This is a genomic window from Streptomyces sp. NPDC086549 (assembly GCF_044746205.1).
Taxonomy (GTDB): domain Bacteria; phylum Actinomycetota; class Actinomycetes; order Streptomycetales; family Streptomycetaceae; genus Streptomyces.
In genome coordinates, this window is sequence record NZ_JBIVBS010000008.1 from 44,546 (window position 1) to 59,005 (window position 14,460).

Annotated in this window: 15 protein-coding genes; 6 read left to right on the forward strand and 9 right to left on the reverse strand. The window is 71.2% G+C overall.

Annotated features, from left to right (window positions below):
* Window positions 1–45 precede the first annotated feature (45 nt).
* The 3 genes from ACIPSA_RS24865 (at window position 46) to ACIPSA_RS24875 (ending at window position 3,413) form a co-directional block, all read left to right on the forward strand.
* Window positions 46–1,617, forward strand: a complete 1,572-nt coding sequence (locus ACIPSA_RS24865) for a cellulose binding domain-containing protein (RefSeq protein ID WP_402638174.1) — start codon at window positions 46–48, stop codon at window positions 1,615–1,617.
* A 135-nt stretch (window positions 1,618–1,752) separates the two neighbouring features.
* Window positions 1,753–2,169, forward strand: coding sequence for a hypothetical protein (locus ACIPSA_RS24870; protein WP_402638175.1), 417 nt, complete (start codon window positions 1,753–1,755; stop codon window positions 2,167–2,169).
* Window positions 2,067–3,413 carry a hypothetical protein gene (locus ACIPSA_RS24875; RefSeq protein ID WP_402638176.1) on the forward strand — a complete coding sequence of 449 codons (1,347 nt, stop codon included), beginning with the start codon at window positions 2,067–2,069 and terminating at the stop codon, window positions 3,411–3,413. Before ACIPSA_RS24870 ends, ACIPSA_RS24875 begins: the two co-directional genes overlap by 103 nt.
* Before the next feature lie 3 nt (window positions 3,414–3,416).
* On the opposite strand, the gene ACIPSA_RS24880 is transcribed toward ACIPSA_RS24875, so the two are convergent.
* Window positions 3,417–4,049, reverse strand: coding sequence for a DUF1345 domain-containing protein (locus ACIPSA_RS24880; protein ID WP_402638177.1), 633 nt, complete (start codon window positions 4,047–4,049; stop codon window positions 3,417–3,419).
* Window positions 4,050–4,131: 82 nt separating this feature from the next.
* Between ACIPSA_RS24880 and ACIPSA_RS24885 the strand changes: the two genes are divergently transcribed.
* A complete protein-coding gene (locus ACIPSA_RS24885; RefSeq protein ID WP_402638178.1) occupies window positions 4,132–4,509 on the forward strand; it encodes a thioesterase family protein in 378 nt (125 codons plus the stop codon).
* Between the two features lie 24 nt (window positions 4,510–4,533).
* Here ACIPSA_RS24885 and ACIPSA_RS24890 read toward each other — a convergent pair whose 3' ends face one another.
* Genes ACIPSA_RS24890 through ACIPSA_RS24900 form a run of 3 tightly spaced genes read right to left on the reverse strand, consistent with a single transcriptional unit; the run spans window position 4,534 to window position 6,080 of the window.
* Window positions 4,534–5,055 carry a hypothetical protein gene (locus ACIPSA_RS24890; protein ID WP_402638179.1) on the reverse strand — a complete coding sequence of 174 codons (522 nt, stop codon included), beginning with the start codon at window positions 5,053–5,055 and terminating at the stop codon, window positions 4,534–4,536.
* Between the two features lie 35 nt (window positions 5,056–5,090).
* Window positions 5,091–5,597: an SRPBCC family protein gene (locus tag ACIPSA_RS24895; protein ID WP_402638180.1), complete on the reverse strand. Its 507-nt coding sequence runs from the start codon at window positions 5,595–5,597 to the stop codon at window positions 5,091–5,093.
* Between the two features lie 51 nt (window positions 5,598–5,648).
* Window positions 5,649–6,080, reverse strand: coding sequence for a MarR family winged helix-turn-helix transcriptional regulator (locus ACIPSA_RS24900; RefSeq protein WP_402638181.1), 432 nt, complete (start codon window positions 6,078–6,080; stop codon window positions 5,649–5,651).
* Between the two features lie 138 nt (window positions 6,081–6,218).
* On the opposite strand from ACIPSA_RS24900, the gene ACIPSA_RS24905 reads away from it, so the two are divergent.
* The gene (locus ACIPSA_RS24905; protein ID WP_402638182.1) at window positions 6,219–7,058 is read left to right on the forward strand and encodes an SDR family oxidoreductase; all 840 of its coding nucleotides are present in this window, start codon (window positions 6,219–6,221) and stop codon (window positions 7,056–7,058) included.
* A gap of 85 nt (window positions 7,059–7,143) precedes the next feature.
* The gene (locus ACIPSA_RS24910) at window positions 7,144–8,016 is read left to right on the forward strand and encodes a helix-turn-helix domain-containing protein (protein ID WP_402638183.1); all 873 of its coding nucleotides are present in this window, start codon (window positions 7,144–7,146) and stop codon (window positions 8,014–8,016) included.
* 39 nt (window positions 8,017–8,055) lie between these two features.
* On the opposite strand, the gene ACIPSA_RS24915 is transcribed toward ACIPSA_RS24910, so the two are convergent.
* Genes ACIPSA_RS24915 through ACIPSA_RS24935 form a run of 5 tightly spaced genes read right to left on the reverse strand, consistent with a single transcriptional unit; the run spans window position 8,056 to window position 14,386 of the window.
* Window positions 8,056–9,246 carry a thiolase family protein gene (locus ACIPSA_RS24915; RefSeq protein WP_402638184.1) on the reverse strand — a complete coding sequence of 397 codons (1,191 nt, stop codon included), beginning with the start codon at window positions 9,244–9,246 and terminating at the stop codon, window positions 8,056–8,058.
* Between the two features lie 17 nt (window positions 9,247–9,263).
* Window positions 9,264–9,893, reverse strand: a complete 630-nt coding sequence (locus tag ACIPSA_RS24920; protein WP_402638185.1) for a CoA transferase subunit B — start codon at window positions 9,891–9,893, stop codon at window positions 9,264–9,266.
* A complete protein-coding gene (locus tag ACIPSA_RS24925) occupies window positions 9,890–10,648 on the reverse strand; it encodes a CoA transferase subunit A (protein ID WP_402638186.1) in 759 nt (252 codons plus the stop codon). Before ACIPSA_RS24925 ends, ACIPSA_RS24920 begins: the two co-directional genes overlap by 4 nt.
* A gap of 11 nt (window positions 10,649–10,659) precedes the next feature.
* On the reverse strand, window positions 10,660–12,441 hold the full coding sequence (locus tag ACIPSA_RS24930; protein WP_402638187.1) for an FAD-dependent oxidoreductase: 1,782 nt from the start codon (window positions 12,439–12,441) through the stop codon (window positions 10,660–10,662).
* A 16-nt stretch (window positions 12,442–12,457) separates the two neighbouring features.
* On the reverse strand, window positions 12,458–14,386 hold the full coding sequence (locus ACIPSA_RS24935; RefSeq protein WP_402638188.1) for a maleylacetate reductase and hydroxyquinol 1,2-dioxygenase domain-containing protein: 1,929 nt from the start codon (window positions 14,384–14,386) through the stop codon (window positions 12,458–12,460).
* Between the last annotated feature and the right edge of the window lie 74 nt (window positions 14,387–14,460).

The window sequence follows — 14,460 nt, forward strand, 5'->3', positions numbered from 1 at the left end:
GGCCTCGCGCGCCGCTCCGGCGCCCAACCTCCAGTGGAGGCAGCAATGCGAAGACCGTCGGCACTCGTCGCCGCCCTGTTCGTCGGGGCGCTGCTCCTTTTCCTGTCCCCGCCCGCCACCGCGGCGGGCTCACCGACCGCCACCTTCTCCAAGTCCTCGTCCTGGGACGGCGGTTACCAGGGCGCGTACGCCATCACCAACGGCGGCAGCACCGCACTGTCCGGCTGGACCGTCGAGTTCGACCTGCCCTCCGGCACCACGGTCGGTTCGTACTGGGACGCTCTGCTCACCCAGAGCGGCAGCCACTACACCTTCAAGAACCGTGAGTACAACGGGTCGTTGGCGCCCGGTGCCACCACCACCTTCGGCTGGGTGTCCAGCGGTTCGGGGACACCCACGAACTGCAAACTCAACGGAGCGCCCTGCGCGGGCGGTTCGGGCGGCGGCGACACCACACCGCCCAGTGTGCCGACGGGGGTGACCGTCGGCTCGGCGACCGGCTCGTCGCTGACCGTGCGGTGGACCGCCGCGACCGACGACTCGGGATCGGTCGCGGGTTACGAGGTCTCGCGCGACGGCGGCACACCGGTCAGCGTGACAGGAACCTCGTACACCGCCACCGGACTGCAGGCGGGCACGAGTTACGCGTTCCGCATCCGGGCGAAGGACGCGGCGGGCAACGCCTCCGCCTACAGCGCGGCGGTCAGCGGCACCACCGCCTCGGGCGGCACCCAGCCGGGCGGGGGCGTCCACACGGCGCCCTACGTCGACATGGGCGCATGGCCCACCCCGAGCATGCCCGAGATGGCCGCCGCGAGCGGGGTCACGAGCTACACCATGGCGTTCGTCACCGCCTCGGGCTGCAAGGCGATGTGGTTCAACGCCTATGATCCGCGCGATGGTTGGGCCAAGGACCAGATCGACGCGATCCGGGCCGGCGGCGGTGACGTCAAGGTCTCCTTCGGCGGCGCGTCCGGCATCGAACTGGCCCAGGCCTGCGGCTCGGTGGACGCGCTCTACACCGAGTACAACGCGGTCGTGAACGCGTACGGCCTGACGTACGTGGACTTCGACATCGAGGGGGCCGCCACCGCGGACCCGGCCTCCGTCACCCGCCGCTCCCAGGCCCTGGCCCGTCTGCAACAAGCCCATCCGGGACTGAGGATCTCGCTCACGCTCCCGGCGCTCCCCGAGGGCCTGACCGCGGACGGTCTGAACGTGGTCGCGTCGGCCCGCGACGCCGGTGTCGACCTCGACGTCGTGAACGTCATGGCCATGGACTACTACCGCAGCGTCGACTACGGCGACGCCGCCCTCCAGGCCGCGCAGAGCACCTTCGCCCAACTGAAGTCGCTCTACCCGGGCCGGACGGACGCCCAGGTGTGGGCGATGGTCGGAGTGACGCCCATGCTCGGGCAGAACGACGACGGCCATGTCTACGACCAGGCCGACGCCCGCCAGCTGGTGGCCTTCGCCAAGGGCAAGCACCTCGGCGAACTCGCCTTCTGGGAGGCGACGCGCGACCGCAACGCCTGCACGGGTGCCCTGTACCGGTGCACGAACATCGCCCAGGCCCCGTACGAGTTCGCGAAGATTTTCGCGGCGTACGGAGGTTGATGCTCCGTCAGATACCGGTCGCCCCGCTGCCTGGTGCGGCGGGGCGACTCCGGGACAATTGCCGTGCCGCAGCCGCCCCCACGGTGGCAGGATGCCCCGGACGCGGGACGCACTCGCGCGAGGAAAGCGGGGGACATGCTGGAGGGGCTGGACGCGGTGGACTGGCGCGCCCTGAAGCCGGTGGAGCCGGACCTGTCGGCCAGGGACGTGCCGAAGGTGCTGCGCCGGTTCGCGCGGGCGGACGCCACCACGAGGGAGGTGGCCCTGGACCGCGCCTGCGGCGATCTTCACCGCCTGCTCGTGGTCCCGGGACGGGTCACCGACGCGGGCACGGCCGCGCTGCCGTTCCTGGTGGACCTGGTGACCGACCCGGACACGGTCCGGCGGCTGGACCTGGTCATGTGCTGGTGGGTCTGGCCGACAACGACACGAGCGCCGAGCACGCGGACATGGACCCGGGGTGGAACGCGGCGTGGCAGCGACAGTGGCCCCGCCTGCGGACCCTGCTCGGCGACGCCGATCAGGTCGTACGGCGGGCCGCGCTGGGGCTGATCGCCGGCCGGACCGCGCCGCTGCTTCAGCGGTGGCACGAGGAGACGGACCGCTCGGTTCGGGTGACCGTGCTGCTGGAGCTGGGCAGGGCCGCGGCCGCCGAGGACCCGACGGGCGGGACGGCCGCCGAGGTACGCGCGCTGCTGGACGGCCTCCTCCACGGCGAGGACCGGGTGCTGCGGGTGGCGGCCGTGATCGCCATGGCGCCGCTGGACCCGCAAGCGCCGCTGCGGGTCTGCCCGATGCTCCTGGAGCACCTCACCGACCCCGTGCTCGCTCCGGAATTCGAGAAGGTCTGGTACGCCCTGGACTGCGAGTATCCGTACGACCGCAACGACGTCGCGTCCTGGGCCGTAGACCTGTTGAAGGCCGACACGGTGGTGGCGACCTCGTTCGTGGTCGGGCTCGTCGAGGCCGGGAGCCGCATCGATGACGCCGACCTGCGCCGGGGGGCGCTGGACGAGGCGTGGCGCCTGCTGGTGGAACGGCCGTCCGCGGCAGCCGCGCTGCTGCCCGTGGCGGCCGGACTGCTCGCCGACCCGGACGACGACGTACGGTACAAGGCGACGCATCTGCTGGCGGTGCTCGGCCGCCGGGCGGCCCCCTACGCCGACCGGCTCGCCGCGCTCCTCGACGATCCCGGCGAGTCGGATTTCTTCGACGGCACCGTCGGCGACCACGCGCGGTGGGCACTGACCCGGATCGGGGACGCGCGCGCCCTCCCGGACCTCGTGGAACGGCTCGTCGCGCCCTACCGGGACATGCAAGGGCGGGGCTACTGCATCGGGGACCCGCGCCAGCCGGACGTCGCCGACGTACTGCAGCCACTGCGCGCGCACGCACCGGAGTTGCTCCCCGCGGTGCGCGAGGCGCTGCGTGACGAGGTCGCCCGCAACGGCTGGCTGGTCCGGGATCTCAGGGAGGTCCTCCGTGCCTGGGGAGAGAAGCACATGCTCCCCGGCGAGGCCGGACCGGACCCGCTGCCGTCGGAGCCACCGTTGACGGACGCGGCACAGGCCGCGGAAGCGGTGCTGGCGTGCGCCGCCGATGAGCAGGAGTACTGGAGGCTCCGCGTCGCCCTGGCCTCGCTCAGCCACCACGGACGCCTCACCGCGCCGGTCCGGGAGGCCCTGACGCGGCTCCGGGCCGCGGACCGCCGCCTGTCGCAGTACGGCGACTACCGGGCATTCCTCCAGGACGAGGAGATCCGCACACGGATCGACACGGTCCTCGCGCTGCCGTAGCCGTCAGCCGCTGACGATTCCCACGACGAGATTGATGGCGGTGGCGAGGATGCTCGTGCCGAAGACGTACGACAGCAGCGCGTGGCGTAGCACGATCGCACGGATCGCCGAACTCGACACACCGGTGTCGGAGACCTGATAGGTCATGCCGAGGTTGTAGCTGAAGTAGAAGAAGTCCCGGTATGCCGGCGGCTGGTCCGAGTTGAAGTCGATCCCTTCCGCGCTCTCGTAGTACACGTAGGCGTAGCGGGTCGCGTACATCAGGTGCAACGCCGCCCAGGCCATGAAGACCCCGCACAACGCGGTCGCGGCCGCGGCGTTGCCGTTGTCGGACCTGCCGCGCACGAGCAGCAGCACGATCGTGACCAGTCCGCACAGGGTCACTGCCACGACCAGCAGCTCCTCGGTGACGGGTCGAAAGTCCTCCCGTCTGGCATTGCGGTGGGTGGCCGTGGCGTCCATGGGCCACAGCACCATCCAACCCGCCACGACGGAGAACAGTTCCGTCGCGGCGATCCCGGCCAGAGCACCCAGCGCCACGTCGGTCGCCAACGCCACGGCCACGCCGACCACGGTTCCGAGGACGACCGCGCCGGCGACGCGGGGACCGGCATCCAGGGGCAACCAGGTGCTCATGCACCACCACGGTAGTCCCGTTACCAGCGGTGAGCCTGCGGGGTGGTGAGCCTGCGGGGTCACGACGAGATAGCGTGATGCGATGCGCCACGAGGTGACCGAAGCCGATACCGCGGTGACGATGGGCAGTGGGGATGTGCCGGTGCTGTCCACCCCGCGGCTGATCGCCTGGATGGAGGCGGCGACGATGCGGGCCGCCGCGCCGTTCACCGAGGCGGGTCGGACAACAGTGGGAACGGCCCTGCGCGTCGAGCACGTCCGTGCCACGCGGGTCGGAGGGTGGGTGGATGTCTTCGCCGAACCTCCGGTCCTTGCGGGCCGGCGCCTCACGTTCCGGGTACGGGCCGTCGACGGTTCGGGGAGGTTGGTCGCGGCGGGCGAGATCGACCGGGCGATCGTCGACCGAGCACGGTTTCTCGAAGCGACAACCGATGAGGGAAAGCCCGGCCGGACGTCGTGACGGCGGCGGCCTGTGCGGGTGGGCTCACTGTCCGGCCGCTGCGCCGGGATCGGTCCCGGCGCCGTCCGGCAGGAGGGCCAGGAGCTGCTTCGTGTGGCCGGGCAGCTCCGCCTCTGCGAGGCCCGTGACGAGGTCCCTGAGCGGCATCGGTTGGTCGACCAGGACGGTGCCGTTGGACAGGAGCAGGGTGGGCACCAATGTGTCGAGTTCGCCCTCGCTCAGCATCGGTCCGCCGAGTGCGCAGAGGGCGTCTCCTTGGACACGGATGCGGTCCCGAAGCCCCGCGTTGCCGCCGGCGAGCGCGATGACGCGTTCCAGGGTCCAGGCATCCTGCGCCATGCGGTTGTCGTACGTCGTGTTCGTTCCCGAAGCGACGGAGGAGACGGCGGTGATGGTGGCGGCGTTGATGACGGCGACGTGCGCCAGAATCTGGTCCGCGTTCCACTCACCGGCCGGCGGGACGGGGCTCGTGCCGCCGGAGTCGGCCACTGTGGCGGCGGCGTCCAGCAGCGCGCGGTAGGCGTGTCGGAGCGGGGTGGTGTCCATCGTGTCTTCTTTCCCTTCCCGGTCGTGCTGTCGGCTCAGGTGTGGGCGCGGTACATCTCCCATGGCGCCTGCGGGAGGACCTCGCCGGTCTCGAGCAGCGACTTGAGGTTCGCCAGTACGGCCGGCCATCCGTGCGAAATCCCTTTGAACATCTCCGGGTTGGGGAGGTTCTCGTGGGTCACGGTGAGGCGGACGATGTCGTGGTGCGGTTCGACGAGGAAGGTGACCACCGACGGTTCCCTCGGCGGTTCGGCGTCGGGGGCGTCTTCGAAGGTGATGACCAGACTCGTCGGGGGCTCGGCCTTGAGGACTCGGCCGACGACGTCGACGGCGCCCGATCCGTCGACGCGCCGGTGCTCCCACGTCGAGCCCGGCTGCCAGTCCGAGACGTTGGCGTGCCCCCAGTAGCGCGCCGTCAGGTCCGCGTCCGTCAGGGCTTGCCACACCTGCTCCGCGCTCGCGCGGATGTACGTGACATAGACGTAGGTCGGCACGGAGGTGGGTCCGTTGGTCATGGCGTACTCCTCTGCATGGAGGCTCACGCTCAACATTATGCAGGTAATCACCTGCATAATGTCAACGTGCCGCCGTGATCAGGCGCCGGGACTCTGGGAGTCGACCATCAGCTGGAGCAGGTCCCTCAGGCCGCGTCGCTGGTTCCCGTCGAGGGCGACCAGCGGGTCGGTGGCGAAGCGCAGGCGGGCACGGAGGTCCCGGGCGGCCGCCCGGCCGGCGTCGGTGGCGGCGATGCGCTTGATCCGCCGGTCGGTGGGGTCGGGCACGCGCTCGACGAGGCCGCGACTCTGCAGCCGGTCCACCATCCCGGTCAGGTTGGAGGGGTCGGCGCCGACACGCTCGGCGAGCCGTCGCATCGGGAGTGCCTCGTCCAGCGCGAGCAGCACCTTGACCTGCTGCGGCGTGAGTCCGTGGTGGGCGGAGGCGGTCTCGTACTCGCGGCTGTAGAGGTCGGTGATCTTCGCGAAGAGGGCGATCACCTCGGCGGTGAGCCGGTCCGGGGCGTCCATGACCGGAGTCTAGACCAGCCCCTTTCGTACCACCATGGTTGACAATGATGGTGGTACTCCATAACTATTTAGAACCAGCAACCCGCACCAGGGCTCACGCCCACCTCACGGTCCTCCACCCCCGGGAAAGGCAGTCACATGTCCTCCAACGTCGTCCTGATCACCGGCACCTCCTCCGGCATCGGCCTGGAAACCGCCGTCGCCGCCGCCCGGGCCGGGTGGACCACGGTCGCCACCCTGCGCGACCCGAAGCGGGCGGACGCACTGCGCGACGCCGCCGAGCGGGCCGGGGTCACGCTCGACATCCGCCGGCTCGACGTCACCGACCCGGCCTCCGTGGCCGCCGCGATCGAGGGCACCGTCGCCGAGTACGGCCGGCTCGACGCACTGATCAACAACGCGGGCGCCGGCCACGTCGGCACGATCGAGAACGAAACCGTCGAGGACGTACGCCGCGTGATGGAGGTCAACTTCTTCGGTGTCGCACAGACCACCAAGGCCGCGCTCCCCCACCTGCGCGCGTCCGGCGGCAGGCTGATCACCGTCACCTCGGTCGGCGGAGTCGTCGGCCAGCCCTTCAACGAGGCGTACTGCGCCGCCAAGTTCGCGGTCGAGGGCTTCATGGAGAGCCTCGCCCCGGTGGCCGGCAGGCTCGGAGTGACCGTCTCCGTGGTGGAACCCGGCGCCGTCGCCACCGAGTTCGTGAACAACATCGGCCTCGACCCGGAACGCCTGATCGCCGCCGCGGGCGACTACGCGGAGCTGCTGCAGAACTACGCCACCCGCACCCTGAAGCAGTTCGCCGACTCCGCGCAGACCCCGGAGCAGGCGGCCGTCACGGTGATCGAGGCCCTCACCGCCGAGCGGCCCGCGTTCCGGCTCCAGACCTCCGAGTGGGCGCGCGCCTTCACCGGTACCAAGCTCGCCGACAACGACGGCTCGGCAGTCCTGGCCCTCACCGGCGGCTATCTCGGCTGAAGCGCCGACACGCCTTCCCTTCGACGACCCCACGCGGTATATTTCAATATTCAATCAATGAGAGGTGCTGAGAGGAGAAGGCACCGTGGCAGAGCTCGAGCTGGCTGACACGGTCGGCATCCTGCGGCAGCCCGGCGTGCGCCCGCGGCACAGCAGCGCCGGACTCGGATGGGAACGGCTGTACCTGTCCTCCCAGCACGAGCAGCCATATCGTGCCGAATTCGATCCGGCCCCCACCCATCTGCTCATCCTGCACCTCAACGGACCTGTCACCGTCCGGCGCGGGAAGCGCCCGGGCATCCAGTCACGGACGATCTCCGCCGGTGGGCTCTTCCTGCAGCCGGCCGAACGGACCCTGGCCGTCGAGCTCACCGGCAGTCTCGACACGGTTCACGCTTACCTCGCCGACGAGGCGCTGCGAGACGCCAACGAAGGCCGGCCCGTGCAGTTGTCCGAGGACTTCGGAGCCACGGACCCGCTCACCGAACAGCTGATGCTGGCGCTGGACGGTGCGGTACGGCGCTGGGAGCCGTCGGCCCGTACGTACACCGATCAGCTGACCGGAATGCTGGCTGCCCAGCTGGTGCGCCGGCATGCCGTCGGCGCCACCACCGCACCGCGGCCCCGTCACTCCGGGCTCTCCTCGCGGCAGCTCGCCGCTGTGCGAGAGCTCATGGAGCAGAGGCTGGCCGAACCGCTGCCGATCGCGGAGCTCGCCGCCGTGGTCTCGCTGAGCCCCAGCCAGTTCACCCGGCAGTTCCGCGCGAGCACAGGGCAGTCGCCGCACCAGTTCCTGCTCAGGCTGCGGCTCGATCACGCCTGCAGACTGCTGCGGACCGGGTCCGACGCGATCGGGAACGTCGCCGTCGAGTGCGGTTTCTCCCACCAGGAGCACCTGACGCGCGTGATGCGCACCAAGCTGGGCACCACCCCGGCGGTTCTGCGCCGCGCCGGCTGAGCCCCCGTACACCGGGCGCCGAGGGGGAGCCCTGCCCCGTCAGCGCTCCAGCACCAGCGCCAGGCCCTGGCCCACGCCGATGCACAGGGCCGCAAGTCCTCGTCCCCCGCCCGCCGCGGCCAGCTGGTGCGCGACCGCTCCGGTGATCCGGGCGCCCGACGCACCCAGCGGATGCCCGATCGCGATCGCGCCGCCACGGGGGTTGACGCGGGCCGGGTCCAGCTCCGGCAGGGCGGCCAGGCACGCCAGCGCCTGGGCCGCATAGGCCTCGTTGAGCTCGATCGTGTGCAGATCGGCCGGGGCCACCGCCGCCTTGTCCAGCACCTTGCGGATGGCGTCGACCGGACCGAGGCCGAAGTACTGCGGCTCGATGCCCGTCACCGCCGCCGCCCGCACCCGCGCCAGGGGCTCACGCCCGATCGCCGCGAGCCCCTCCTCGTCGGCGAGCAGCAGCGCGGCCGCCCCGTCGTTCAGCGGTGAGGCGTTGCCGGCCGTGATGGTGCCGTCGGTGACGAAGGCCGGCTTGAGCCGGGCGAGGGCCTCCAAGGAGGTGTTGTCACGGATGCCCTCGTCACGCGGCAGATCCACGCCCTCGACCGGGACGACCTCCCCGTCGTAGAGACCGGCGCGCCAGGCGTCGGCGGCGTTGCGGTGGCTGGCGAGCGCGAAGGCGTCCTGGGCCTCGCGGGTGATGCCGTACTTGGCACCGACCAGTTCCGCGCTCTCGCCCAGCGGAATCGTCCACTCCGCGGGCATACGCGGGTTCACCATCCGCCAGCCGAGCGTCGTCGAGTGGAGCTGCTGGTCCTTCGCCGGGAAGGCCCGGTCCGGCTTCGGCAGCACCCAGGGGGCGCGGCTCATGGACTCGACGCCGCCCGCCACCGCGATGGACGCGTCGCCGAGCGCGATGGCGCGAGCGGCCTGGACGACGGCTTCCATACCGGATCCGCACAGGCGGTTGACGGTGGCGCCGGGCACGCTGACCGGGAGCCCGGCGAGCAGCACGGCCATGCGGGCCACGTCGCGGTTCTCCTCGCCGGCGCCGTTGGCGTTGCCGAGCAGCACGTCGTCGATGCGCGCCGGGTCCAGGTCGGGGCTGCGGTCCAGGAGGCCGCGCAGCACACCGGCGGCGAGGTCGTCGGGGCGGGTGCCTGCGAGGGCACCGCCGTAGCGGCCGACGGGGGTGCGGACGGCGTCGACGATGTACACGTCACGCGGTCGCTCGATCATGGAAAGCTCCCGGCAGGCTAGTGGTGGACGGTCAGAGGGGTGTGGGCCGCGACCTGATCGGGCGTCACTCCCGGTGCGGTCTCGACGAGTTCGAGTCCGTGCGGGGTGACGTCGAGGACGCACAGGTCGGTGATGATCCGGTGCACGCAGCCACGGCCCGTGAGGGGCAGCGTGCACTCCTCCACGATCTTGGGGCTGCCGTCCTTGGTCATGTGCTCCATGAGCACGACGACCCGGCGGGCGCCGTGGACCAGGTCCATCGCTCCGCCCATGCCCTTGATCATCTTTCCGGGGACGGTCCAGTTGGCCAGGTCGCCGCGGACGGAGACCTGGAGTGCGCCGAGGACGGCGGTGTCGATGTGGCCGCCGCGGATCATGCCGAACGAGAGCGAGGAGTCGAAGAACGACGCTCCGGGCCGTACGGTCACGGTCTCCTTGCCCGCGTTGATGAGGTCGGCGTCGACCTCGTCGGGCGACGGGTACGGCCCCACGCCCAGCAGTCCGTTCTCCGAGTGCAGGACCACGTCGACCCCCGGCGGCAGGAAGTCGGCCACGCGGGTGGGCAGGCCGATGCCGAGATTGACGTAGTCTCCGTCCCGCAGCTCGCTCGCGGCGCGCGCCGCCATCTCGTCCTTGCTCCAGCTCATCGCTCGCGCACCGTCCTCTTCTCGATTCCCTTGTCCGCTGCCTGTTGCGGCGTCAGCGCCACGACGCGCTGCACGAACACTCCCGGCAGATGGATCTCGTCGGGGTCGAGCACTCCGGGTTCGACCAGTTCCTCCACCTCGGCCACGGTGATGCGCCCGGCCATCGCGGCCAGCGGATTGAAGTTGCGGGCCGCACGGCGGAAGACCAGGTTGCCGTGCCGGTCGCCGCGGGCGGCCCTGACCAGCGCGTAGTCCGTGGTGATGGCGTGCTCCAGGATGTGGTCCACGCCGCCGAAGGACCGCACCTCCTTCGGCGGCGAGGCCACGGCGACCGATCCGTCGGCGGCGTAGCGCCACGGCAGGCCGCCCTCGGCGACCTGTGTACCGACACCGGCCGGGGTGTAGAAGGCCGGGATCCCGCTGCCGCCCGCCCTCAGTCGCTCGGCGAGCGTGCCCTGCGGTGTGAGTTCGACCTCCAGCTCGCCCGCGAGGTACTGGCGGGCGAACTCCTTGTTGTCTCCGATGTACGAGCCGGTGACCCGGGCGATGCGGCCCGCGGCCAGCAGGATGCCGAGCCCGCGGCCGTCGACGCCGCAGTTGTTCGACACGACGCCGAGGCCGCCGGCGCCGGACTCGTACAGGGCGCCGATGAGGACCTCGGGGACACCGCTCAGTCCGAAGCCTCCGACGGCGAAGGACCGGCCGTCCGTCACGTCCGCCAGGGCTTCCTCGGCCGTGGCCACCAGTTTGTCCATCCCGCTCTCTCCTAGCGCGCCAGCACCCGGCGCAGCGCGCCGAGCAGCTCGTCCTGTGCCGCGGCCTCGGTGTCGGGGGCGGCGGGACGTCGCCAGGCGACGTGTCCGTCCGGTCGCACCAGCAGCACGCCGTCCTCGGCGATCTCCGAGACACGGCTCCATTCGCCGTACGCGTCAAGGGAGTTGTCGTCGCCGACGCGCACCACCCGCAGCGGTACCCCGAGGGCCTCCTGACACGCGGTCGCGGCCGTGTCCCACACTCCGCCGGACAGGCCGGTCAGCACGGTGAAGACGCCGGTTCCGACGACGTCCAGCGTCGACACCCGCTCTCCCCGCTCGTCGACGAGCCAGGCGTGCGGCAGCTTGGCGCCGGGACGGGTCGTCGGCCGGTGCACCAACTCCCGGTCCTGGTCCCAGACTTCGGCCGGGCCGTCGTCGGGAAGCACCGCGGCCGACACGTAACGCTGGTTCATCTCGACGCCGTGCGCGTTGAACTCGTAGTTCTTCAGCTGGATCGCCTCTTCGAGCAGACGCCTCTTCTTGGCGCCCTCGGGCGTCCGGGCGCCTATCGCCGCGAGCCCCTCGGCGATGACCTCCTCGTCGCTGCCGGCACCGACGCCCAGTACGTCGAAGATCGGGCCGAACTGGTCGCGGCTGAGGTTGGCCCGCTCGACGATCTGCCGCCCCACGGGGGCGCGTTCGGCGCTGTAGGTGTCGAGCAGCTCGGGTCCGGCCTCGCCCCGGATCACCATGGCGAGCTTCCAGGCGAGGTTGTAGGAGTCCTGCACGGAGGTGTTGGAGCCGAGCCCGTTGGACGGCGGGTGACGGTGTACGGCGTCTCCCGCGCAGAACACCCTCCCGGACGAATACGTCGAGGCATAGCTGTGGTTGACCGTCCACAGCGAGGTCGAGGTGATCTCCACGGGCAGGTCGGGGTCGCCGATGAGGTCGCGCACGATCTGCCGCGCCGCCTCCTCGTCCACCTCCGGCGGGGGCTGTTCGATGTCGTAACCCCACACCAGCAGCCACTCGTTCCACGGGCGGACCATGCGGACCAGGCCCATGCCGATGCCGCCGGTCTCGGCTCCGGGCTGCAGCACCCAGTACAGGACGCTCGGCCGGTGGGCGCAGTACCGGGTGAGGTCGGCCTTGAAGACGATGTTCATGCTGCCGGCCTTGGCCATACGCCCGTCGAAGGGCAGTCCCAACTGCTCGGCGACCGTGCTGCGCCCGCCGTCCGCTCCGATCAGGTAGCGGGCCCGTACGGTGAACTCGTCGCCGCGCACCCGGTCGCGGAGCAGGGCCGTGACGCCGTCGGGGTCCTGGGTGAAGCTGAGGAACTCGGTGTCGAAGCGGACCTTGGCGCCGCGGGCCGCCGCGTTGCTCACCAGGATCGGCTCCAGGTAGGTCTGGGGCAGGTCGATCATCTGGGAGGGGCTCTTCGAGGCGTACTCGGTGGCCGACTCGGGGCCCGTGCCCCAGCTGCGGATACGGCCGATCTCCTGGCCGGTGAGCGCGGTGCACAGCACCGTGTCCCCCATGAGGTGGGAGGGGCTGCCGACGGCCAGGGCCTCGGACTCCACACCGAGGTCGCGCAGGACCTCCATGGTGCGCTGGTTGGTGATGTGCGCCCGCGGGGTGTTGGCCAGCCAGCCGTACTTCGTCACCAGCAAGGTGCGGATGCCGTACGTGGCCAGCAGCAGGGCGGCCGAGCCGCCGGCGGGGCCACTGCCGACGACGAGGACGTCGGTGTCGTACGTGTCGTACGCGTTGTGCGTGTCGGTGGTTGTCATGGGGAGCGCTCCTCGGTCAGTCGGCCAGGGGGGCGATGCGGAAGGTGTAGTCGAGGCGGCGCCACTCCCCGTCGACCCGGCGGCCGTCGGGGGTGGGTCCGCTCTGCGGCGTGAAGTCGACGACGAGTTCGTTCTTGACGCCGAAGACGGTGTCGCCGTCCAGGTGGGCGCCGCCCGCCACGAACAGCTGCGTGATGAGCCGGCGGTGGCCGGGTGCGTCGAGCATGAAGTGGAGGTGCGGTGCCCGGTTGGGATGGCGTCCGACCGCGGCCAGCATCTGCCCGACCGGCCCGTCGTCGGGGATCGGGTACGGCGAGGGCAGGATGGACCAGAACGTGATGCGTCCGTCGGCGTCGGTGCGCAGCCGGGCTCGCAGCACCGGCCCGTCGAGATCGGGGAGTTGGACGTCGTAGAAGCCGTCCTTGTTGGACTGCCAGACGTCCACGACCGCGTTCTTGACCGGCTTGTCGTCGGTGTCGGTGACCCGCACGTCCACCCAGAGGGGGGTGCCTGGCAGCCCTGCGGAGATGTCGCTGCCGTGCGCGGCCTCGGGCGGGCCCTCCACGTAGAAGGGGCCGAGCACCGCGGACGGAGTGGTGGTGGGCGTACGGGAGTTGGTGAGCAGGTCCACGGCGCTGGAGACGCCGAGGGTGTCCGACAGCAGTACGAACTCCTGGCGGGTCGGCCCGCTGATCTCCCCGGCGCGGGTGAGGAAGTCGATGGCGTACTGCCATTCGCCGTCGGTGACGTCGTTGGTGGCGACGAAGGTGTGCAGGTGCCGGACGAGGTCGCTCAGCAGGGTGCGGACGCGCGGGTCGGGCGCCTGGGCGAAACTCGCCACCACCTGTTCGGTGAGGCGGGCGAGCATCGCCTGCGTGGAGGAGGGTCCCTCGGGGCGGCGCCCGTGCCAGGCGCCGGTCAGCAGCTCCGCGATGCCCTCGGTGGTCAGCTCGCGCGGGTTCGGGTACGGCGTGGCGGTGGCCAGCTCGGCCGCGCGGGCGAGGCCGGACTCCGGCATGCCGAGGTCGCGCAGCGAGGTGGGCCCGCCCAGGGAGGCGACCAGGTCGTGGACGCCGCTGGGAGCGTCGGCCACGCCGAGGGCATCGGCGATGCGGCGCATCACGTCGGGCACGGCGGACGCGTTGTAGGCCATGGCGTGCGGCAGGACGACGGTGTGCGTCTCGGCATGCGGCAGGTCGAAGCTGCCGCCGAGGGTGTGGCACAGCTTGTGGTGCAGGCCCATGCCGACCGTGGCGAGGCAGGTGCCGGCGAGCCAGGCCGCATGCAGCAGGTCGGCCCGTGTCTCCCGGTCGGCCGGGTCGGCGGCGAGGCGGGGCAGCGCCCGCGCGATACGGGAGATCGCGTCGAGGGCCAGCCCGTCGGTGACGGGATCGGCGTCGGCGGAGTACAGCGCCTCCACGGCGTGCGCGAGGGCGTTCACGCCGCTGGTCACCGACATCGCGGGGGGCAGGGAGAGCGTGAAGTCGACGTCGTAGAGGACCGTCTCGGGCAGGATCGCCGGCGATGACTGCGTGATCTTGCGCCCGTCCCGGGTCTCCCCGAGCACAGGGGTCACCTCGGAGCCCGCGTACGTGGTCGGCACGATCACCTGCGGCATGCCCGTACGCAGCGCCAGTGCCTTGGACAGGCCGGTGGTCGAACCGCCGCCGACGGCGACGAGGCAGTCGGCGCCCGCCTCCCGCAGCACGGAGAGTGCCCGTTCGGTCACTTCCACGGGCGTGTGCATGGCGGCCCCGTCGAATTCCGCCGCCACCAGGCCGGCGAGCGCCTCGCGGACCCGTGCGGAGGCTTCCGCGAGCGGTGGGCTGGACAGCAGCAGCACCCGGGAGCCGCCGAGGCGCTTCACCTCGTCGGCGAGCCGGTCGGCTGTGCCGGAACCGAAGACCACCCGCGAGGGGTGGGATGTGTAGACGAACGTCCGCATGGAGCTCCGCCTCCGCTTGTCGGTCGAGATGCGGCCTGGTTGACCACGAGTGTGCTGATGCGTGCGTACGGAAT

Bases quoted from the DNA above. Each gene is read 5' to 3' on its own strand.
- ACIPSA_RS24865 (WP_402638174.1), top strand. From the start codon at position 46: ATGCGAAGACCGTCGGCACTCGTCGCCGCCCTGTTCGTCGGGGCGCTG.
- ACIPSA_RS24870 (WP_402638175.1), top strand. From the start codon at position 1,753: ATGCTGGAGGGGCTGGACGCGGTGGACTGGCGCGCCCTGAAGCCGGTG.
- ACIPSA_RS24875 (WP_402638176.1), top strand. From the start codon at position 2,067: ATGGACCCGGGGTGGAACGCGGCGTGGCAGCGACAGTGGCCCCGCCTG.
- ACIPSA_RS24880 (WP_402638177.1), bottom strand. From the start codon at position 4,049: ATGAGCACCTGGTTGCCCCTGGATGCCGGTCCCCGCGTCGCCGGCGCG.
- ACIPSA_RS24885 (WP_402638178.1), top strand. From the start codon at position 4,132: ATGCGCCACGAGGTGACCGAAGCCGATACCGCGGTGACGATGGGCAGT.
- ACIPSA_RS24890 (WP_402638179.1), bottom strand. From the start codon at position 5,055: ATGGACACCACCCCGCTCCGACACGCCTACCGCGCGCTGCTGGACGCC.
- ACIPSA_RS24900 (WP_402638181.1), bottom strand. From the start codon at position 6,080: ATGGACGCCCCGGACCGGCTCACCGCCGAGGTGATCGCCCTCTTCGCG.
- ACIPSA_RS24905 (WP_402638182.1), top strand. From the start codon at position 6,219: ATGTCCTCCAACGTCGTCCTGATCACCGGCACCTCCTCCGGCATCGGC.
- ACIPSA_RS24915 (WP_402638184.1), bottom strand. From the start codon at position 9,246: ATGATCGAGCGACCGCGTGACGTGTACATCGTCGACGCCGTCCGCACC.
- ACIPSA_RS24920 (WP_402638185.1), bottom strand. From the start codon at position 9,893: ATGAGCTGGAGCAAGGACGAGATGGCGGCGCGCGCCGCGAGCGAGCTG.
- ACIPSA_RS24925 (WP_402638186.1), bottom strand. From the start codon at position 10,648: ATGGACAAACTGGTGGCCACGGCCGAGGAAGCCCTGGCGGACGTGACG.
- ACIPSA_RS24930 (WP_402638187.1), bottom strand. From the start codon at position 12,441: ATGACAACCACCGACACGCACAACGCGTACGACACGTACGACACCGAC.
- ACIPSA_RS24935 (WP_402638188.1), bottom strand. From the start codon at position 14,386: ATGCGGACGTTCGTCTACACATCCCACCCCTCGCGGGTGGTCTTCGGT.